The organism is Kribbella sp. CCNWLW201 (assembly GCF_037203805.1).
Taxonomy (GTDB): domain Bacteria; phylum Actinomycetota; class Actinomycetes; order Propionibacteriales; family Kribbellaceae; genus Kribbella.
This window is the reverse complement of the sequence record NZ_JBBCBQ010000010.1, coordinates 172,511-192,879: the sequence shown is the minus strand read 5'-3', so window position 1 is coordinate 192,879 and position 20,369 is coordinate 172,511. Positions and strand designations below refer to the sequence as shown.

Annotated in this window: 14 protein-coding genes; 5 read left to right on the top strand and 9 right to left on the bottom strand. The window is 67.8% G+C overall.

What is annotated here, in order from left to right:
- Positions 1-9: 9 nt before the first annotated feature.
- The gene (locus V9K99_RS33545) at positions 10-912 is read left to right on the top strand and encodes an alpha/beta hydrolase family protein (RefSeq protein ID WP_337323791.1); all 903 of its coding nucleotides are present in this window, start codon (positions 10-12) and stop codon (positions 910-912) included.
- Here V9K99_RS33545 and V9K99_RS33540 read toward each other — a convergent pair.
- Positions 877-2,403 carry a UDP-N-acetylglucosamine 1-carboxyvinyltransferase gene (locus tag V9K99_RS33540; protein WP_337323792.1) on the bottom strand — a complete coding sequence of 509 codons (1,527 nt, stop codon included), beginning with the start codon at positions 2,401-2,403 and terminating at the stop codon, positions 877-879. The two genes, V9K99_RS33545 and V9K99_RS33540, sit on opposite strands and share 36 nt — an antisense overlap.
- A 196-nt stretch (positions 2,404-2,599) precedes the next feature.
- Here V9K99_RS33540 and V9K99_RS33535 point away from each other — a divergent pair, with 196 nt between their 5' ends.
- Positions 2,600-3,817, top strand: coding sequence for a hypothetical protein (locus V9K99_RS33535; protein WP_337323793.1), 1,218 nt, complete (start codon positions 2,600-2,602; stop codon positions 3,815-3,817).
- On the opposite strand, the gene V9K99_RS33530 is transcribed toward V9K99_RS33535, so the two are convergent.
- The 7 genes from V9K99_RS33530 to V9K99_RS33500 form a co-directional block, all read right to left on the bottom strand.
- Positions 3,814-4,092, bottom strand: a complete 279-nt coding sequence (locus V9K99_RS33530) for a YciI family protein (protein WP_337323794.1) — start codon at positions 4,090-4,092, stop codon at positions 3,814-3,816. The genes V9K99_RS33535 and V9K99_RS33530 overlap by 4 nt on opposite strands.
- Positions 4,093-4,232: 140 nt before the next feature.
- Positions 4,233-5,024, bottom strand: a complete 792-nt coding sequence (locus V9K99_RS33525) for a class I SAM-dependent methyltransferase (protein ID WP_337323795.1) — start codon at positions 5,022-5,024, stop codon at positions 4,233-4,235.
- A gap of 87 nt (positions 5,025-5,111) precedes the next feature.
- Entirely contained in the window at positions 5,112-7,769 is a 2,658-nt protein-coding gene (ppdK, locus tag V9K99_RS33520; RefSeq protein ID WP_337323965.1) for a pyruvate, phosphate dikinase, read from the bottom strand.
- 408 nt (positions 7,770-8,177) lie between these two features.
- Positions 8,178-10,136: a vWA domain-containing protein gene (locus V9K99_RS33515; RefSeq protein WP_337323796.1), complete on the bottom strand. Its 1,959-nt coding sequence runs from the start codon at positions 10,134-10,136 to the stop codon at positions 8,178-8,180.
- Between the two features lies 1 nt (position 10,137).
- A complete protein-coding gene (locus tag V9K99_RS33510; RefSeq protein WP_337323797.1) occupies positions 10,138-11,535 on the bottom strand; it encodes a sigma 54-interacting transcriptional regulator in 1,398 nt (465 codons plus the stop codon).
- A 1,298-nt stretch (positions 11,536-12,833) separates the two neighbouring features.
- Positions 12,834-14,129: a serine hydrolase domain-containing protein gene (locus V9K99_RS33505; protein ID WP_337323798.1), complete on the bottom strand. Its 1,296-nt coding sequence runs from the start codon at positions 14,127-14,129 to the stop codon at positions 12,834-12,836.
- Positions 14,130-14,138: 9 nt separating this feature from the next.
- Positions 14,139-14,849 carry a Clp protease N-terminal domain-containing protein gene (locus V9K99_RS33500; RefSeq protein ID WP_337323799.1) on the bottom strand — a complete coding sequence of 237 codons (711 nt, stop codon included), beginning with the start codon at positions 14,847-14,849 and terminating at the stop codon, positions 14,139-14,141.
- Between the two features lie 64 nt (positions 14,850-14,913).
- Between V9K99_RS33500 and mug the strand changes: the two genes are divergently transcribed.
- A complete protein-coding gene (mug, locus tag V9K99_RS33495; protein WP_337323800.1) occupies positions 14,914-15,414 on the top strand; it encodes a G/U mismatch-specific DNA glycosylase in 501 nt (166 codons plus the stop codon).
- Here the strand turns inward: mug and V9K99_RS33490 are convergent.
- Positions 15,407-16,336, bottom strand: a complete 930-nt coding sequence (locus tag V9K99_RS33490) for an alpha/beta hydrolase (RefSeq protein ID WP_337323801.1) — start codon at positions 16,334-16,336, stop codon at positions 15,407-15,409. The genes mug and V9K99_RS33490 overlap by 8 nt on opposite strands.
- Positions 16,337-16,446: 110 nt before the next feature.
- On the opposite strand from V9K99_RS33490, the gene V9K99_RS33485 reads away from it, so the two are divergent.
- Both V9K99_RS33485 and V9K99_RS33480 read left to right on the top strand, forming a co-directional pair.
- Entirely contained in the window at positions 16,447-17,019 is a 573-nt protein-coding gene (locus V9K99_RS33485; protein WP_337323802.1) for a TetR/AcrR family transcriptional regulator, read from the top strand.
- 29 nt (positions 17,020-17,048) lie between these two features.
- Complete coding sequence (locus tag V9K99_RS33480) at positions 17,049-20,369, top strand: hypothetical protein (RefSeq protein WP_337323803.1); 3,321 nt, start codon at positions 17,049-17,051, stop codon at positions 20,367-20,369.

The window sequence follows — 20,369 nt, the reverse complement described above, 5'->3', positions numbered from 1 at the left end:
AGGAGCGAGATGGCGAAGATGACAACGGCGGTCGGGGCGGGGTTGCGGGCGATCGGTGCGGTCTCACCGCGGCTGGCCGGGCGGGTCGCGTTCGAGTTGTGGCGGCGGCCGATGGCCCGCGGTCAGGTCCGGTCGTCGGAGCGTGAAGTGCACGAGTCCGCCCGGGTCAAGGTCGTCGACGGGATCGTCACGTACGCCTGGGGCGACGGCAGCCGACCGGTCCTGCTCGTCCACGGCTGGCGTTCCCGCGCGTCGAGGTACGCCGGTTTCATCACGCGACTCCTCGAGCTGGGCTACAGCCCCATCTCGTACGACGGTCCCGGCCACGGCGACACCACCATCGCGATGGGCACGATCCTCGACCACGAGCGCATCATCAACGCACTTGCAGCCCGGTACGGCGCCTTCGAGGGCGTGATCGCGCATTCGCTGGGCGTGCCGTTCGCGCTGTACGCCGTCCGCCAGGGAGTCGCGGCCGGACGGATCGTCTCGATCAGCGGGTTCGCGGAGTTCGGCTACCTGGTCGACAAGTTCGGCGGCGAACTGGGTCTGGGGACCAAGGTGAAGGACAACCTGCGCCGCGAGATCGAACGGCGGTTGTTCCACGGAGATCCGGAGATCTGGACCAAGTACTCGGCCGGTCCGGGTGATGCCGACCTACTGGTGATCCACAACGACGTGGACGACGTGGTCGACCCGGCCCAGGTCGCCGTACTGCTGGCGTCGTACGGACCGAAGGCGCGCTTCTCCCCCAAGACCGGCCTCGGCCACGGCCGGATCCTGTCGGACCCGGCCGTGATCGAGGAGGCCACAACGTTCCTTGCGTCCGAAGATCCGAGGGCTATAGCCCACACTTCTTCGGACGCAAGCGGGTTGTCAGATGTCGCGGAAGGTCTCGATCTGAGCGCCTAGCGAGTTGAGGCGGGTGGCGAGGTCCTCGTAGCCGCGGTTGATCACGTAGACACTGCGCAGGACCGAAGTACCCTTCGCGGCCATCATCGCGATCAGCGTGACCACGGCCGGCCGGAGCGCAGGCGGGCACATGATCTCCGCACCGGACCAGTGCGTCGGGCCCTCCACCATCACCCGGTGCGGGTCGAGCAGCTTGACCCGGCCGCCGAGCTTGTTCAGGTCGGTCAGGTAGATGGCGCGGTTCTCGTAGACCCAGTCGTGGATCAGCGTCTGCCCGGTCGCCGAGGCCGCGATCACCGCGAAGAACGGCAGGTTGTCGATGTTCAGGCCGGGGAACGGCATCGGGTGGATCTTGTCGATCGGCGCGTGCAGCCGGGACGGCCGGGTGACCAGGTCGACCAGCCGGGTCCGGCCGTTCTCGGCCAGGTACTCCTCGGAGCGGCTGTAGTCCAGCCCCATCTCCTCCAGCAGCGCCAGCTCGATCTCCAGGAACTCCACCGGCGCCCGCCGGATCGTGACCTCTGAGCCGGTCACGATCGCCGCGGTGAGCAGGCTCATCGCCTCGATCGGGTCCTCCGACGGCGCGTAGTCGACGTCCACGTCGATCTCCGGGCGGCCGTGCACGGTCAGCGTCGTACTGCCGATGCCGTCGATCTTCACGCCGAGCAGGTCGAGGTAGAAGCACAGGTCCTGGACCATGTAGTTCGAGCTGGCGTTACGGATCACCGTGACCCCGTCGAACCGGGCCGCGGCCATGATCGCGTTCTCGGTCACGGTGTCGCCGCGCTCGGTCAGCACGATCGGCTTGCCCGGCGTCACCGCCCGGTTCACCATCGCGTGGTACTCGCCGCCGGTCGCCTTCACGTCCAGGCCGAACGGCCGCAGGGCCGCCATGTGCGGCTCGACCGTCCGGGTGCCGAGGTCGCAGCCACCGGCGTACGGGAGTTGGAAGGTGTCCTCGCGGTGCAGCAGCGGGCCGAGGAACATGATGATCGAGCGGGTACGGCGGGCGGCCTCGGCATCCATCGCGGCCAGGTCGAGGTGGGCCGGCGGGACGATCTCCAGGTCGCCGGCGTCGTTCAGCCAGGTGGTCCGGACGCCGATCGAGTTGAGCACCTCGAGCAGCCGGTTGACCTCTTCGATCCGGGCGACCTTGCGCAGCGTGGTGCGGCCCTTGTTCAGCAGGCTGGCGCAGAGCAGCGCGACACCGGCGTTCTTGCTGGACTTGACGTCGATTGAACCGGAAAGCTGCCGTCCGCCCACCACACGAAGGTGGACCGGGCCGCCACCGAGAGAGACAATTTCGGAGTCGAGTGCCTCGCCGATCCGGGCGAGCATCTCGAGGGTGAGGTTCTGATGACCCTTCTCGATCCTGTTCACCGCACTCTGGCTGGTGTTCAGTACGTCGGCGAGTTGTGCCTGCGTCCACCCGCGGTGCTTACGGGCGTCCCGGATGAGATTGCCGATCCGGCTCAGGTAGTCATCAGTCATGCGCGGGACCTTATCTCACATGTGAGATACCCCAGCACCGACCCGCCGTTGCCAGCGTAGCCAATGTCACTCGAGCCCCGTTCGCCCACCCCCGGCCGCTGACAGCGCAGCAAGTCTCGGCCCCCTACTGACTGTTGAGACGCCCGCCGCCTACAGTTACCCCCAACTCCCGCCGCCACCCGGAGAGGACCAGCAGATGCCCGACGACACCGCCGCGGTGGTGAACGAGTTCGAGGCGGAGTCGTGGCCGTTGGAGGCAGCGGCGGACAGCCTGCACCAGGTGATCGACGGCTTCCAGAACGGCGACACCCGGCCGCTGGTCATCGGCGACGGCGACCAGCCGGTGCTGGTAGTGCTGGCGATCGCGGACCTGGCCGACTTCCGGGCCCGGATCGCGGAGCTGCTGGCCAACCCGGTCGACGCCGGCTGGCTGCGCTACTACCTGCGCTCCCACTTCGACATGAGCTCCGAGCGGCTGATCGAGCTGCTCGGGGTGGACGGTGACCACGGCCTGTCCTCACTCGCCAGCCAGGTGAACGTCGAGCAGGCCGCCGTACTGATGCCGGATCATCTGCGCCGGACCGAGGCGGGCGGGAACCCGCTGATGCTGATCGGCGACGGGATGATGGCGACCGCGGCGCTGCTCGCGTTCCCCGCGTTCCAGGTGCTGCTGGCGATGGAGAACGAGGGCGCGGGCGACGACGACTCCTGCGCGCATGACGACGAGGAGAAGCCGACCACCCCACTCGAGGTACTGGCCGAGCGGCTCGGCCCGGTCGCGACCCAGCTGGTCGCCCAGATCAACGCGGGCCGCGAGCCCGGGCTGCCGCGGTACGAGCTGCACTTCGAGGACGACTTGGTCGAGCACCTGCGCGACCTGGAGGGCCGCGCGGAGAAGGCTCCGGGCGGCGGTGCGTACGACGAACTGAACGATCTGCTGCACCAGTTCGACCAGATGCGCAGCGGACTGGTCGAGGTCGAGGAAGACGACGAGCCGGGCGAGGCGCCGTACCTGGAAGCGACCGATCTGAAGGCCGCGTTCCCGGATCTGCGGGACAACTTCCGCAACGGCGCCGACGACCCGTACCTGATCGGCCTCGACGGCCGCCCGCTCGCCGGGCTGATCACCTTCGACCTCTACGAGGAGCTCCAAAAGGTGTCGGTCGAGCTGGACGGCACCGACGAGGCGCCGGTGCTACCGCTCCCCCAGCCACGCTGGGAACACGGGCCGCGGCTACTCCCGTTCGAGGCCGCCGTCGAGGTGTGCGACGCGGTCATCGAAGACATCTCCAACGGCGAGGCCTCCATGGTCTTCGTCGCCGACGAAGACGGCGAACCCGAACTGGTCCTGGCCCCCCTCGTCTGGCTCTGGGCCTACGTGGACCACCTGGACCTGGAACCCGCCGACGTCTAGCTGAACGGGAAGAGCGGCTGCCATTCGGCGAGGGTGGCGATTTCGTAGACGTTCTGAGGGGTGTAGGGGTCCTTGGCGAGGATGTCGCGGAGTTCGGCTTCGTCGGCGACGTCGTAGACGAGGAGGGCGCCGGTCTGGTCGGTGAAGGGGCCGGCGGCGACCAGCTTGCCGGCTTCCTTGAGCGCGGTCAGGTACTCGCGATGGGCCGGACGGACCTCCATCCGGCGGTCGGTCTCGGCGAGGTCGAAGCGCAACTGCACGACAAAAAGGGCCATGCCGAAAACCCTACATGACCTGAATTACAAGAGAATTTGGTGCGGGAAGGGAGTCACGAGCCGCCACAGCGGCTGGTTCAGGTCAGACCCGAAAGTCGACGAGTGATCGCCCTTCCCGCCCGGTTATTTTCACTGCTCAACTAGCCCAGATGCAAGGGGTTGGTTAAGGAAATTGCTGCGGACAGTTGAGTCAGGTAACGCTTGGTGATCGAACCCCCGCCGGCGTTGATGAGAGCGCTGATACAGCCGTACAGACCGTCACGTCGCTCGCTTGTCAAGGCCCGATGTCCCGAGTACGACGACAGCACATCGAGGTACTGCGAGGTCGTATAAGTCAGCTCCCACTCGTACCGCCGGAACTCCACCGGCTCGAACCGCTCGCTCGCGTCGACCTCCGAGGAGTCTTGCGGAATCGCGTCCGCCGGCTGCAGACCGGTCGTGTCCGCATCGTCCATGAACCGCTGGTAGCAATCCATCATGTCCGCGAAGAACTGCACGCTGCCGCCAAGGATGTGTTCGGTCGACACCACGGCGAGCATGCCGCCCGGCCGCAGTACGTCGGCACACCGCGCGACCCGCGTCGCCGGATCGAGCCAGTGGAACGCGGTCGCGCAGATGACCAGGTCGTACGTCGAAGCCGGCAACTCCACGCTGTCGAAGTCGGCCACGATCACCTCGACCTCGGGCAGCTTGGCTTGCGCGAGCCGGGCCAGGTCGGGACTCAACTCGATCGCCGTGACCGACCACCCGCGCTCGACCATCGGTGCCGTCGCCTGACCGGTGCCGGGTCCGATTTCGAGCACCCGCAGCCGATCCGGATTCCCGAGGAGCTCGGCGATGTCGTCGTACAGGGCGGATGGATAGGTCGGTCTGACCCGGTCGTACAGCTCGGCGTCTTCCCCGAAGGTCTGGCGCAGCGTCTCCCTGCTCACGCCCCGAACGCTATCCGCCGACGTTGAGAAGCCACCAACCATTTCCTCGCCCGCGAAATGGTCGGTGGCTTCACAAGGTGACCCGAGTCAGCCGAGGGCGGAGCGGCCGGCTTCGAGGCGGGCTACGGGGATGCGGAAGGGGGAGCAGGAGACGTAGTCCAGGCCCGATTCGTGGAAGAACTGGATGCTGTCCGGGTCGCCGCCGTGCTCACCGCAGATACCGAGCTTGAGGTCCGGCTTGGTGGCCCGGCCGCGCTCGACCCCGGTGCGGACCAGCGCGCCGACGCCCTCACGGTCGATCGACTCGAACGGCGATACCGCGAAGATGCCCTTCTCCAGGTACTGGGAGAAGAACGCGCCCTCGACGTCGTCCCGGCTGAAGCCCCAGGTGGTCTGGGTCAGGTCGTTGGTACCGAACGAGAAGAAGTCGGCCGCCTCGGCGATCTGGTCCGCGATCACCGCGGCCCGCGGCAGCTCGATCATCGTGCCGATCGGGATCGACCACTCCACGCCGACGTCGGCGAGCACACCTTCCACCTCGTCGCGGGCCAGCATCAGTTCCTGGACCGCGCCGACCAACGGGATCATGATCTCCGGCCGCGGATCCTTGCCCTGCTTGCGCAGCTCGGCGGCCGCGGACGCGATCGCCCGGACCTGCATCGCGAACAGCCCCGGGATGACCAGGCCGAGCCGGACCCCGCGCAGGCCGAGCATCGGGTTCTCCTCGTGCAGCCGCTGGACCGCGGTCAGCAGCGTGGCGTCGTGGCCGGGTTCTTCACCGCGTTCGCGAGCAAGTGCGACCTTGACCGCGAGCTCCTCCATCGACGGCAGGAACTCGTGCAGCGGCGGGTCGATCAGCCGGATCGTCACCGGCAGCCCGTCCATCGCGGCCAGCAGTTCGAGGAAGTCGTCCCGCTGCAACGGCTCCAGCTCGGCCAGCGCGGCATCGCGATCGGCGTCGTTGTCGGCCAGGATCAACCGCTCGACCGACTCACGCCGCTCGCCCAGGAACATGTGCTCGGTCCGGCACAGCCCGATCCCCTCGGCCCCGAACCGTCGCGCCCGGGCCGCGTCGTCGGCCGTGTCCGCGTTGGTTCGTACGCCGAGGCGCCGTACCTCGTCCGCGTGGGTGATCAAACGGTGCACGGCGGCCACGAGTTCGTCACCGGCGTCCGGGGCCAGCGATCCCTCGAAGTACTGAACGACCGGGGACGGGACGACCGGGACCTCGCCGCGGAGCACCTCGCCGGTGGTGCCGTCGATCGAGATCATCTCGCCGGCCTCGATCACCGTGCCGTTCACCTTGATGGTGCCCTCGGCAACATTCACGTCGAGGTCCTCGGCCCCGCAGACACAGGTCTTGCCCATGCCGCGGGCGACCACGGCCGCGTGCGAGGTCTTGCCGCCGCGGCTGGTCAGGATGCCCTGCGCCGCGATCATGCCGTGCAGGTCGTCCGGGTTCGTCTCGCGGCGGACCAGGATCACCTTCTCGCCGTTCGCCGCGGCCTCCACCGCGGCGGCGGAGGTGAAGACCACCTTGCCCGAGGCCGCGCCCGGGGACGCGCCGATCGCCTTGGTGATCCGCTCCTTGTCCGCGTCCGCGTCGAACCGCGGGAACATCAGCTGCGCGAGTTGCGCACCGTTCACTCGTTTGAGTGCCTCGTCGGTGTCGATCACACCTTCGTCGATCAGGCTGGTCGCGATCCGGAACGCGGCCGCCGCGGTCCGCTTGCCGACCCGGGTCTGCAGCATCCACAGCTTGCCGCGTTCGACGGTGAACTCGATGTCGCACAGGTCGCGGTAGTGCCCCTCGAGCTTGGCCATGATCGCCATCAGATCGTCGTACGACGTCTTGTCGAGCTGCTCCATGTCCGCCAGCGGGACGGTGTTGCGGATGCCGGCCACGACGTCCTCGCCCTGCGCGTTCTGCAGGTAGTCGCCGTACACACCGGGCTGGCCGGTGGACGGGTCGCGGGTGAACGCGACACCGGTGCCGGAGTCCATGCCGAGGTTGCCGAACACCATCGAGCAGATGTTGACCGCCGTACCGAGGTCGGTGCCGATCCGTTCCTGGCGGCGGTAGAGGATCGCGCGCTCGGAGTTCCAGGAGCCGAAGACCGCCTCGATCGCCAGGTCCATCTGGGTCCGCGGGTCCTGCGGGAACTCGCGGCCGGTGTGCTCGTGGACGGCGTGCTTGAACGTCTCGACGAGCGCCTTCAGGTCGTCGGCGTCCAGGTCGAGGTCGTTGTGCGTTCCCTTGGCCTCCTTGGCCGCCTCCAGCGCCTGCTCGAAGACCTCACCCTCCATCCCGAGCACGGTCTTGCCGAACATCTGGACCAGTCGCCGGTAAGCGTCCCAGGCGAACCGCGGGTTGCCGGACTGGTGCGCGAGACCGTTCACCGAGTCGTCGTTCAGGCCGACGTTGAGGACCGTCTCCATCATGCCCGGCATCGACGCCGCGGCACCGGAACGAACCGACACCAGCAGGGGGTCGTCGGCCTGGCCGAGCTTCTTGCCCATCTTCTGCTGCAGGACGTCGACATGGTGGTCGATCTCCTCGGCCAGCTCCGGCGGGACCGCCCCGGTCCGCAGGTAGACCTTGCAGGCTTCGGTGGTGATGGTGAACCCCGGAGGCACCGGAAGGCCGAGATTCGTCATCTCGGCCAGGTTCGCCCCCTTCCCGCCGAGTAGCTCCTTCATGTCCTTGTTGCCTTCGGCGAAGTCGTAGACGAGTTTCGGCACGATCACTCCCTGGGTTTCAGGCGGTGTTTTCAGGCGCGGTGAGATGGCCCGCTCGGCCCATCGACTCCGGTGGCGGGGGCGTGATTTCAGAGTAAGCCAAAAAACCAGTCCAGTTGAACACTGGTCTCACGATGTCGACGTGACCCTGCCCACAGGTCGAAGGCCGGAAAACCCTTCCCTGGTTGACAACGCGAGACAATGAAGCACTTCTCCATCGATTCCCAGTCCAGCAGGATCGATACCCGAACGAACCGGCCGTTGGACCAGGATCACGCAGGTCCAAGGTCCCGTCTCGCGAGCGCGGGAGCACGTACGACGGGCCGTCGACGAACAGGCCGGACATGAAGACGGGACCTGGGACATGTCAGTGCATGTCCCAGGTCCCGCTGTCTTGTCTCAGGTCCCGCCGGCCTACAACTTGCGGCGGGTTCTGAGGTAGTCGCCGACGACGGCCGCGCCGAGGCCGTCTGCGTCCGGGGCGAGGACCCGGCCGCCGCTGCGGCGGGCGAGGAGGTCGACGAAGGCGTTCAGCCGAGGATCGTCGCCGAGGCGGAAAACGGTCAGCGATGCGCCGAGTTTCGCCAGGCGGTCGACCTCGAAGATCGTCTTCCGCAGCGTCGCCGGCTCGGGTGGGTAGGAGAACTCCGCCGTACCGTCCGGCTCCAGGTGAGCGGTCGGCTCGCCGTCGGTCACCATCAGTACGACGGGCTGCGCGTCCGGATGACGACGCAGGTGCCGGCCGGCCAGCAGCAGGGCGTGATGCGCGTTCGTCCCCTGTTCCCAGGTGCCTTCCATCCCGATCAACTGCGGTAGCTCGACGACTCCGGCGTACCTTCCGAAGGTGATCAACTGGAGTGCGTCGTTCCGGTAGCGCGTCGAGATGAGTTGATGCAGTGCGAGCGCCGTACGTTTCATCGGCAGCCAACGGCCCTCCTGGACCATCGACCACGACGTGTCCACCAGCAACGCGACCGCGGCCCGCGCCCGATGCTCGGTCTCGGCGATCTCCACATCGGCCACATCGAGCTTGACCGAGCCACTGCGCGAAGCGGTCCGCAGTACGGCGTTCCGCACCGTCCGCGGCACGTCCCACGGCTGGGTGTCGCCGAACTGCCACTGCCGCGTCGACCCACTCAACTCACCGGCCGCGCCCGCATTGGCCGCGTCGCGTTCACCGGAGCCCCGAGCAGTCCGCAGTACGTCGGCCAACGCCGTCTGACCGAGTTGCCGCAGAGCCTTCGGCGACAACCGCAACGACCCGTCGGGGGCACGTTCCAGCAACCCTTGATCGCGCAACTGCCGCTCGAGCTCGCTCAGCCGACGGGCATCGACCGTCGCCTCGTCGCCGAGTTGCCGGGTGAGTGCATCGAGATCGATATCCTCCAACCGCGCACCCGGATACGACTGCGCGAGCTGCTCGGCCAACGCATCGAGCTCGGCCAGATCCGACATCGCCCGCGCACCCTCGGCGAGACCGAGCGGATCGTCACCACTCATCTGGGCCGAACCACTCCAGTCCTCCCCCGGCCGGAGCGACTGGAGCTGTGCGTCCAGCTGCGCCAGCTGCTGCGCGAGTTGCGGACTGCCGAACGCCTGCTGCGACAGTTCCATCAGCTCGGCCCGCTGCTCGGGAGTCATCGAGTTGAGCATCCGCTGCGCCGCGGCCGCCCGCTGCGCCAGTACGTCGATCAATTCGTCGACGTTCCGTGGATTCTCCGGGAAGAACTCGCCGTGCTTGGCCATGAACTCGTCGAACAACTGCGGCACGTCCGGCCGGCCCTGCGCGTGTGCCGCGAGCAGCGCGTTGAGGTCGGTCAGCATCTCGTTGATGCGTTCCACGTCCTCGGGCGTGGTCTGCTGCAGCGCCTCCTTCATGCCCTCGAACCGCGATCCGAGCAGCTCCCGGCCGAGCAACTCCCGGATCTGCTCGTACTTCTCCCGCGCCTCCGACGACTCCCACTGGTAGTTGGCCAGCTCCCGGACTGCGGCCGCCGTACCGGACGGGAGTGCGTCGAGCTCGGCCTCCTTGAACCGGGCGTCGTCGGACGGGTTCGGGAAGAGCTCCCGCCGCTCGGCCGCCAGCGCCTCGTCGAGCAGACGCTGAACGTCTCCCAACGTCCCCTCCAGGTTGTGCCGCCGCTGGATCTCGCGGCGGCGCTCCCACAACCTGCGAGTGAGATCGTCCAGGCCCTGCGTACTCCGGGTGCCGCGCCGGAGCATCTCCTCCAGCGCGGACCGGGGCGACGACCCGTTCATCACGTCGCGGCCGATCTCGTCCAGCGCGTCACGCACATCCACCGGCGCGGCGAGCGGATCCGGCCCGTCATGCCACGGACCGTACGACCAGCCTTCCGGTATGGACGCCGACATGTCAGGCCCCGTAGACGGTCGTGTCGTTGTCGGCGTCCTTGGCGACCCGCTTGGACAAGTAGAGCGCCTCCAACGCCAACTCGATGGCAGCGGCGATGCGTCCCGGCGACTCGTCCGGCTCGACCCCGGCCCGGGCGGCGACGTCGTGCAGCACCGGCAGCTCGGGCAACGCCGCGAGCACATCCCGGCCAGGCACCCGTTCACCGGTGGTCACAAGGTTGCCGTCGGCAATCGCATGCGCGAGCGGGCTCAGATCGAGACCGGCGAACCGCTCCCGCGCGGTGTCGGCGACCGACCGGCGCAGCAGGTACTCGAGCAGCTCGATCTCGCGCCCTTCCTCACCAGGCTCGAACTCGAGCTTGCCCCGCAGTACGGCGGGAACCGCCTCCAGATCCACCGGACGAGCAACCGCCGGCTCCTCACCGGTGATCGCACTCCGCCGCAACGCGGCCGCCGCGATCGTCTCGGCCGCGGCCACCGCGAACCGGGCCGAAACACCCGACCGCTGGTCGATCGCGTTCGACTCGCGCAGATGCCGGACGAACCGGGCCAGCACCTCCAGCAGCGGTTCGCCCACCTCGGCAGTGAACTCGGCCTCCTGCCGGATCACATCCACCTCGGCGTCGATGGTGAGCGGGTAGTGGGTCCGCACCTCGGCGCCGAACCGGTCCTTCAACGGCGTGATGATGCGACCGCGGTTGGTGTAGTCCTCCGGGTTGGCCGTTGCCACCAGCAACACGTCGAGCGGCAGCCGCAGCGTGTACCCGCGGACCTGGATGTCCCGCTCCTCCATCACATTCAGCAGCGCGACCTGGATCCGCTCGGCCAGGTCGGGCAACTCGTTGATCGCAACGATCCCGCGATGCGATCGCGGGACCAGACCGAAATGGATCGTCTCCGGATCACCCAGGCTGCGGCCCTCGGCCACCTTCACCGGGTCCACGTCACCGATCAGGTCACCGACCGACGTATCCGGGGTCGCGAGCTTCTCGGCGTACCTCTCACTGCGGTGCAGCCAAGCCACCGGCAGCTCGTCACCGAGCTCAGCGGCCCGCCGACGCGACGCGGGCGTGATCGGCTCGAGCGGGTGTTCGGGCAGCTCCGCCCCCTCGATCACCGGGGTCCACTCGTCCAGCAGACCCACCAGGGTGCGGAGCAGCCGGGTCTTGCCCTGACCACGCTCACCCAGCAGTACGACGTCATGCCCCGCAAGCAGGGCGCGTTCGAGTTGCGGAATCACCGTCCGGGTGAACCCGACGATCCCGGGCCAGGGATCACGCCCGGCCCGGAGTTCCTTCAGCAGATTGTCACGGATCTCGGCCTTGATCGACCGTGGAAGATACCCGGCGGCCCGCAGGTCACCGGCCTTACGAGGAAGTTCAGCAGGTGCACTAGTCACCCTGAAAACGTTAGCTCGCCCACCCCAAACCGCACCCCGTTTATCTCACCCCACCCCCAACACCTCATCCACCAAGTACAACGCTCGCCACCGGCAACCGGGGTTCCACAGCACTGCGGTTCGCGGGTCAACTGTGGTTCGCGGGCAACAAACGACTCTGGAGCCGCGGGCTCCGCTGCGTGATGGTGCTGGTCGGTGCGGCATGCGTCAAGGGCGCCTTCGGCGTCCGCTGCGCGGATCTTCGACCCTTGACACACACCACCCCGACCAGGGAAGGACGCAGCTATGCGGATCCCGCGCAGACGTATAGCCCGAGATCGTGGACCGATCGAAGCTCCCGGTCGCACGACGAGCCGAACCTCGTACACCTTCCGGGGACCTGGGACACCCGACCAGATGTCCGAGGTCCCCACGCGATGTACGACGTCCCGCGTTCCGCGCCGCTTGACCATCATCCGGCCCGGATCCCGAGACCACAGTCCCAAATCCGTGCAATCGTGGGGACCTGAGACAGGAAACGGCGCGGTGAGACAAGTTATCTCAGGTCTCACCCCACGCTTTCCTGTCCCAAGCCCCAACGACTCGGGAGGGAGTCCCGGGATGCGGACGGATCCGCCCAGATGCCGGCCCGACCCCAACCGGAGACAAGACGGCTGACGGGATGCGTGTCACCGTTGCCCTGCTGCATCCAGCCAGCAACCACAACCCGCCACCCACGATCCGCTCCCGGCATTCCCCGGATCCACAGTTCGCTCCCGTGTTCACCCCGGGGAGTGTGACCACTCGGGTGAGCTGCTCCGGGATAGCTGCGCCCTTCTGGTCGGGGTGGTGGGAGTCAAGTGTTGAAGATCCGCGAAGCGGACGCCGAAGGCGCACTTGACGCCCGCCACCCCGACTAGCACCGTCCCGCAGCCCGGAGCCGCGACACCCCAGTCCCCCCGCCGAGCACCCCGAGACCACAGCCGCTCTCCCGAGCACCCGCCAACAACAGTCGCCTACCCGAAGCAACCGACCCAGAACCGACGCACCGCAGCACCCGGCACCACCGCCACCCCACCACAGCACCCACCCCACGACCGCCCTACCCGAAGCAACCGACCCACAGCCGTCGCACCGCAGCACCCGGCACCACCGTCACTCCACCAGAGCACGCATCCCCGGCCGCCTACCCGAAGCAACCGACCCACAGCCGTCGCACCGGAGCACCCGACGCCACGGTCGGCCCGGCGGAGCGGGCACCCCACGGCTGCCGAGCCGGAGGAATTGACCTGCAGCCCTCTACCGGAGGCGGCGGGACGTCACATTGAAGTGGGTTGTTCGAGTCTCGGGGTGACTCGGCCGGAGGTGAAGACGTGGGTGGGGGTGAAGGTGACTGGGACCCATGGGTGGGTTGGTGATTCTCGGGTGACGAAGTGGTCGCCGTCGGGCGGTGATGTCGGGCGGAGTTCGTATTCGTGCACAGGCTCCTCGGCGAACGCCAACCGCTCCCCCGTCGCCTCGTAACACATCACCAATCCGTCGTCACGCCGTACGACGTCCAGCCGCACGCTCGCCCGTTCGTAGCGACCGACGTGACGATCGTCGACCGGCACGTCGATGGGTTGTGGCGACTCCGGATGCGCGACGCCGACGTAGTGCGTGAAGACCTCGGATGCGAGTGGCTCGAACAGCGTGGTCCCGTTGCCCGAGTTGGTCAGCAGGCACATGACCAGACGCGCCTCCGGGTCGACGCGCAGGAACGCCAACTGCGAGATCGTCGATCCGTCATGGCCGAAGAGTCGCCGGCCGTTCCAGTCGTAGATGCGCCAGGCCAGCCCGAGGTCGTTGAAGCCGCCGATGCCACCCGCATACGGGACCTGTGGTTCCTGCATCGCCGCATACCGCTCGTCGGTCAGGTGCATCCGGGCGAACTCCAGCAGGTCGCCCGCGCTCTGCGTGATCAGTCCGGCGGGCCCTATGCTGCGCGGGAGCTGCCAGGTCTTGGCCGGCGAACCGTCGGCCAGCAAATGACCACGTGCGGCCCGGTGCAGGATCGCCTCCTCCGGCAGCGTGACGGTCGCGGTCAGGCCGAGCGGCTCGACCAGTCTGGCCTTGAGCGACTCGTCCCACGTCCGCCCGTCGAGGACCTCGATGATCCGCCCGAGCAGGACGAATCCGGCGTTGCAATAGGAGTACGCCGTACCAGGCTCGAAGAGACTGTCGACCTCGCTGAGCAGGCCGACGTACTTCTCGAGGCAGTCGTCACCGCGACCGGTGTCAGTGAACACGTCGCCGTCGATCCCGCTCGTGTGCGTGAGCAGCTGACGGACCGTCACCCGTGGATCAATCGGTGCCTCGGGCACCAGTTTGACGACCGGGTCGTCGAGGTCCAGCCGATCCTCCGCCGCCAGTTGGACGATCATCGTCGCGGTCCACGGCTTGCTGATCGAACCGATCTGGAAGATCGAGTCGGCGGTGGTCTCGACCCCGGTCGCGGCGTTCAGGACGCCGTACGGCGCGATCGTCGTCTCGCCGTCGTGCCAGATCCCGAGCACCGCCCCGGGGACCTTCGCCGCCACCGCCAACTCACTCAACCGCGCAGACCAGTCAGGCATGCGTCCAACCTACTTCGATGCCTGCTCGAGCAATCCACGCAGTGCCGACCAGGCGGCCGACTCGTCGAGGCCTTGCTCCTGAAGGATCTTGGTCGCAATCCCGGCCGAGTCGCGGTAGAAGGCGAGCAGGATGTGTTCGGTGCCGACGTAGTTGTGCCCGAGCGCGAGCGCCTCCCCGACGGCACCTTGGAGGACATGGGATGCCCGGCGGGTGTACGGCGGATTCTCGGCGTCCAACGGTGCCGGGGTGGATTCCGCAGCAGGACTCAGTACGTCGACGGCCTCGCGGACGGACTGTTCGGTGATGCCCTTGTCGAGAAGAACCCGGGTGGCCAGCGCCTGAGGTTGGGAGAAGAACGCGAGCAGTAGGTGCTCGGTGCCGATGAAGACGTGGTTCCGCGCCCGGGCGACGTCGGCGGCCGCCGCGGCCACGGCCTTGGTGCGCTCGGTGTAGCGGTCGAACGCCGGCCGGGCCGTCCAGGAGTCGGCGAACCGTTTGTGGGCCGCCTGTTTGCTGACGCCGAGCACGGCGCTGATCTCGACCCACGACTTCCCCGCACCGCGCGCCCGGTCCACGAAGAACCCGAGCGCGGCGTCGCCGGTGCTGGTCAGTTCGCCGATGGTGGTCGCCGCGGTCGCGAGCTGCTCGAGCTCGTCGTCCGTACCGGCGTCGGCCTTGATCGTATTGATGAGTTGCTGCAAGTCAGGTCCGGGAGTCATGCGTCAACCCTAGGTTGACGTCGATCATTCGTCAACCCTGGGTTGACGCGGTAGTGTGTCGCCCATGCAAGGGATCCCAGATGTGATCGACAGCGGATTGCGGGTGCTGTTCTGCGGAATCAATCCCGGCCTGATGTCGGCGGAGACCGGGCACCATTTCGCGCGGCCCGGGAACCGCTTCTGGCCGGCGCTTCACCTGAGTGGATTCACATCCCGGCAACTAAAGCCGGCCGAACAGAAAGAGTTGCTGACCTACAGCCTCGGGATCACCAACGTCGTCGATCGTCCGTCCGCGCGGGCCGACGAACTGACCCGCGCGGAATACGTCACCGGTGGGGAGAACCTGGTCAAGAAGGTTCTCCACTACCAACCGGAATGGCTTGCCGTCGTCGGCGTCACGGCGTACCGAGATGCTTTCGCGGAACGTACGGCGCGGATGGGCAAACAGGACCGGATGATCGGTGACACGCGCGTCTGGATCCTGCCGAACCCGAGCGGACTCAACGCGCACTACACCCTGCCCAAACTCGCCGACGCGTTCGCCGAACTCGAGCGGGTCAGTTGAGCGCGGTCCGCAGAGTCGAGATCGCCAGGTTGATCGCAGCGTTGGCGGCGTAGGTGTCGCGCAGCGCGTCCAGCATGACGAAGTCGTGGATGATCGCGGCGAACCGTACGGCGGTCGTCGGCACACCGGCCTCGAGGAGCTTGGCGGCGTACGCCTCACCCTCGTCGCGCAGGACGTCAGCCTCGCCGGTGATGACCAGCGCCGGCGGCAGTCCGGCCAGTTGGTCGGTGGTGGCGCGCAACGGGGACGCGGTGATCTGGTTCCGCTCGCTCTCGTCGGTCGTGTACTGATCCCAGAACCACTTCATGCCCTCGCGCTGAAGGAAGTAGCCCTCGGCGAACTGCTTGTACGACGCCGTGTCGAAAGACGCGTCGGTGACCGGGTAGAACAGCACCTGCTGGACGAACTTCACGTCGCCACGCTCCTTGGCGAGCAACGTCACCGCGGCCGTCATGTTGCCGCCGACCGAGTCCCCCGCGATCGCGAGCCTGGTCGCGTCCAGCCCGTGGTCCTTGCCTGAGGCAATGATCCACCGGGCGACCGCGTAGTTCTGCTCGAGCGCGTGCGGGTAGCGGACCTCCGGCGACAGGTCGTACTCCGGGAATACCACCGCAGCACCCGCGCCGACGGCGAGCTCTCGGACCAGCCGGTCGTGGGTATGCGCGTTGCCGAACACCCAGCCGGCGCCATGGATGTAGAGGATGACGGGCAGTACGCCGGTCGCACCGGCCGGCTTCACGACGCGCGCCTTCGTACCGTCGGCCGCGGTCACCCACTCCTCGTCGACGTCGAGCTTCGCGTAGTCGGTGGTCTGCACCTCGTCGACCAGCTTCCGCCCCTCGGCGGGCGGCAGCTGGAACAGGTACGGCGGGTTGGCGGTCGCGTCGGCGAAGGCCTGGGCAGCGGGCTCGAGCACAGTCATCGGAATCTCCTCCGGTCAGTTGGTGAGAACGAGCGTTCTCCCCGATGTCCTGTACTCTAGGAGAACGATGGTTCTCCGCGCAAGGTGGCGTGGATCACTGGGAGGAACAGATGGCGATCGACACGGCGACCGCCCAGCGGCAGGTGCTGGACGCGGCGGACGAGTTGTTCTACGAGCGCGGCGTACAGGCGGTTGGGATGGACGCGATCCGGACGGCGTCCGGCGTCTCACTGAAGCGCCTCTACCAGCTCTTCCCGTCGAAGGACGCGCTGATCGAGGCGTATCTGGACCGCCGCGACGCGCTGTGGAAGTCGATGCTCGCCGAGCACGTCGACGCGGCGACGGATCCGCGCGACCGCATCCTGGCCGTGTTCGACTTTCTGCACGACTGGTTCCGCCAGCGGGACTACCGCGGCTGCGCGTTCATCAACTCCTTCGGCGAGCTCGGCACCGTCTCACCACGCGTCGCCGAACTCGCCCTGCAACACAAGGAAGGCTTCCGTCAGGCGTTGACCGACCTGTCGAAAGCGGCCGGCGCCCCCGACCCCGAGCGCCTCGCCGACCACCTGATCCTCCTCAGCGAAGGCGCCATCACCCGCTCCGCCATCTCCGGCTCCCCTGACCCCGCCCTCCGCGCCCGCGAAGCCGCCGTACTCCTCCTGGACGCGACCCTTCCGAGCTGACTGACACCTGCGCTAGGCAAGATTGGCGCATGCGTGCGAGTGAGCTACTGCGGTCGATCGACGGGCTCTCGTACGGACAACGGGTGCGGCTGCTCTCCGATCGCGCGCAGGAGCTGACCGGACTGCTCGATGAGCTCGGCCGGGGTGACGCGTTCGAGCGGACCATCGGGATCCAGATCGCAGAGGTCGCGCGGGATACGTCGTACATCACCAGGCTGCTGCGTGACCCGGAGCCGGCGGTTCAGTCCCGGGCGCTGGCGGCGGTCGCGCGTGGCGTTCCGGTGTCGGACGACGACCTGCGGATCCTGTACGACGACGCACCCGCCGTACTGCGATCGAAGCTCGTTTCCCTGGTACGACGGACGCGGCGCGAGCATCTCGCCACCCGCCTGATCGACGAGCACCGGGCCCGCTGGGGTGATGTGGCTGCGGTCGGTCTGCTCGAAGCCACCGATCGCGCGACCATCGCCCGCCTGCTGCCTGAGTTGGCGTACTGCGTGGCACCGGGCGCGTGGCGTCGTCTGGCCGCGAACCACCCCGACGAGGTGCTCGCATTTGCCACGCGGACCCTGCCGTCCGGTGAGGATCGGGACGAGTGGTGGCAAGGCGTCGGCCACGGTGTCACCGCTGCGCTCGACCACGACCCATCGGCCGTGATGGCGTTGATCAAGCAGGCGATTCCGGCGCACGATCTCCCGGTCGCGGTGCTCGACATCCTCGGCCGCCTCACCGATCGCGATCCGGCCGGCGTACTCGATATCTTGCTGGCGCCTGACCGGCAGACAGTCGTCTGGAAGGCGCTCACGCCCGGGTTCCGCCGCCGCCTGCACAGGTACTCCGACGACGACCTGACCGCGCTCGGCCGTCTGCTCTGGCCGGATCTGACAGATCTCTTGCACGTTCTGGCGCCGTCACGACGTACTTCGATTTTCGAAGCAGTGACGCGCGACGTCGACCTCAGTCAGGCATCTCTCAGCTCAGCGCTTCTCCGGGTGCTGCCGCACACAGTGCGCATCGAACAGGCGCGCCGCATCCTGACCCTGCCGAAGATCCGCGAGGCCGGCTCGCTCCGTCGGGGCATCACCGGTCACCTCCCCTACGAGGAGGCGTTCGCCGCACTCGAGCCGGACACGCGCGATCCCGATGCTGGCGTCCGGACGTCGGTGTACCAGGCGATCATCCGCTCGGCTGGCTATTCGAGACGACCGGATCAGCTCTCGCGGGCGCTCACTTGGGCTGTCGATCGGGTGCGCAACGATCAGGACGTCGTACGCCTCAACGTCGCCCAGGCCGTCGCCGAGGTGTCACCGACTCTCCTCACCGACGCGCTGACTGCTCCGCTCGAGACGCTGCTGACCGTCGCGCTCGAGGCGCGGGACACGTCGTGGGCGACCCGGCGGGCGCTCACCACACTGGCGGAGCACGCCGTCGTACAAGGTGCCCTGGGCAACCGACCCGCATTGCTGGACTGGGGTTTGCAGGCGCATGCGCGGCTGTCGGAGAACCGGGGCCGGATCGACTTGGAGCGGCTGGTCGACGGTCTGCCGCGTGGACGAGAGGTGGAGGTCTATGAGGCGCTGCGGCCGGCGATCGAGGCCGCGGCCAAGCGCGACGAGTTCTCGCTCGCGTTCACAGTGGCCGCGGCTTTGGGTCGTCGCGGCTGGGCTCTGGAGCATTTGCACGGAGTGCTGGAGCAGGCGGTCTGGTCTGACCAGGAGCACGTCGCCGACCAGGCTTGCAGGTACTGGCTGGACCCGCCGCGGACCCGATACGACCGGCTTCGTCGGATTGTCGACAATGACGTCACGATGGCTCGCTCGCACCCGGTGTGGTGGCTCGTCACCGAGCACCACACCGACCTGCTCGACCCCGTGCTCGCCGCCGCGGATCGCATCCGCCGCTTCGAACTCAGCGGCACCTCCTGGCTGGTCCCCGACTACGCGCTCCGCCGGTGGCTGCCACGACAGCAGGCCCGGTACGCCGATCTGCTCGTCGAGTTGGCCCGGGACGACCGCATGCACACGTGGTACCGAGCCCTCGCGGTCAAGTCGCTCGGTCGCGTACCGGGGGTTGGTCGTGCTGCGGTAGAGCCGTTCCTTCAGGATGACGACGTACTGCTGCAGGAGGCTGCGCTCGCCGGGCTGGCGTGGACCGATCGGCCTGACCTCGCTATGCCGTTGCTGCTCGCGCATGCGGGTGACGATCGTGCGCGCGTCGCCGTGTACGCCGCCGCACGTGCCGCCCGGTTCATGCGGGCGAGTCTGCTGCCTGGCCTGTTGCAGCCGGTGCTGGCTGGTGACAGCGCCAAGATCACGTCCCGGAAGGAGGCGGTCCGGCTGCTCGGCGAACTGCGTGCAGCGGGCGCGGGCGCCGTACTGACTGAGGCCTGGCCGCGTGCGCATCGGGATGTGCGGGCTGCCATCGCTAGCACCGTGTCGCAGCACCTCCTGTACGACCCGGCCGCGTGGGCGGTGCTGGAGCAGGCTGTGCACGATTCTGCTGCGACAGCGGTCGTGCTGACACAGCGGTCCGCGTACGACGTACCTCTCGCCTATCGGTCGCGGTATGCGGACCTGTTGATCGCGGTCACCACCAGGAGCGAGCCCGAGGTGGTGGGGCCGGCGGTGCTCGCGTTGCGGCAGTGGGCTCGCTACAACCGTGCTGCTGCTCGGGTGTGCGCGGACTTTGTCAGCAATCTGACAATCCGCAATCGGATCTGGGGCGATGCGATCACGGCTCTTGTAGGGATCGTCGCGACGAACCCTGCCGACGGCCTGGACGAACTCGTCGACGTCGTACGGATGCTGGTCCGGCTCGAAGACGACCCCGATCTGCCGAACGCGACCGCTGACCGCGATCACCCGGCCCGTCAGCGGCTGTCGGTCCTGGTGCAGCGGCTGACTACTTCGCTGAGTGGGCGATCAGAGCAGGTCCGTCAGATCCTTAAGCAGGTGGCCAGCGAGCTGACCGGCCAAGACTTCCTGCACCTCCGGCTGCGGCTGACTATCACCGCCTTGCAGACCTCGCACCTGGCGGCAGAACTGGCTGACCTCCGTCGCATCGTCCACAATCAGCCGATCGCCGCCCTGACCGCCGCCGACCTGCTCCGCGACCGCCTGACAGCCACCGAGTCAACCTGGACCCCGGCGGATCTCCTCGATATCGCCGAGTCCCTGACCCAGGCCGACGACCTGCCTTCCGGCCTCCTGGCCCACGCCCTCCTCTCAACCGCAGCCCCTCGAGCCGGCTGGCCAACCCCCTGGCGCCAACTCCTCATTGCCCTACGCAACCACCCGACCCCCGACATCCGCCACCGAGCCCTAGACCTAACCCCAACTCCCGAGACCTGA

What these genes read in the sequence shown, in the direction of transcription:
- V9K99_RS33485 (WP_337323802.1), top strand. Translation starts at nt 16,447, where the DNA reads ATGGCGATCGACACGGCGACCGCCCAGCGGCAGGTGCTGGACGCGGCG.
- V9K99_RS33515 (WP_337323796.1), bottom strand. Translation starts at nt 10,136, where the DNA reads ATGTCGGCGTCCATACCGGAAGGCTGGTCGTACGGTCCGTGGCATGAC.
- V9K99_RS33490 (WP_337323801.1), bottom strand. Translation starts at nt 16,336, where the DNA reads ATGACTGTGCTCGAGCCCGCTGCCCAGGCCTTCGCCGACGCGACCGCC.
- V9K99_RS33500 (WP_337323799.1), bottom strand. Translation starts at nt 14,849, where the DNA reads ATGACTCCCGGACCTGACTTGCAGCAACTCATCAATACGATCAAGGCC.
- mug (WP_337323800.1), top strand. Translation starts at nt 14,914, where the DNA reads ATGCAAGGGATCCCAGATGTGATCGACAGCGGATTGCGGGTGCTGTTC.
- V9K99_RS33480 (WP_337323803.1), top strand. Translation starts at nt 17,049, where the DNA reads ATGCGTGCGAGTGAGCTACTGCGGTCGATCGACGGGCTCTCGTACGGA.
- V9K99_RS33505 (WP_337323798.1), bottom strand. Translation starts at nt 14,129, where the DNA reads ATGCCTGACTGGTCTGCGCGGTTGAGTGAGTTGGCGGTGGCGGCGAAG.
- V9K99_RS33545 (WP_337323791.1), top strand. Translation starts at nt 10, where the DNA reads ATGGCGAAGATGACAACGGCGGTCGGGGCGGGGTTGCGGGCGATCGGT.
- V9K99_RS33530 (WP_337323794.1), bottom strand. Translation starts at nt 4,092, where the DNA reads ATGGCCCTTTTTGTCGTGCAGTTGCGCTTCGACCTCGCCGAGACCGAC.
- V9K99_RS33535 (WP_337323793.1), top strand. Translation starts at nt 2,600, where the DNA reads ATGCCCGACGACACCGCCGCGGTGGTGAACGAGTTCGAGGCGGAGTCG.
- V9K99_RS33540 (WP_337323792.1), bottom strand. Translation starts at nt 2,403, where the DNA reads ATGACTGATGACTACCTGAGCCGGATCGGCAATCTCATCCGGGACGCC.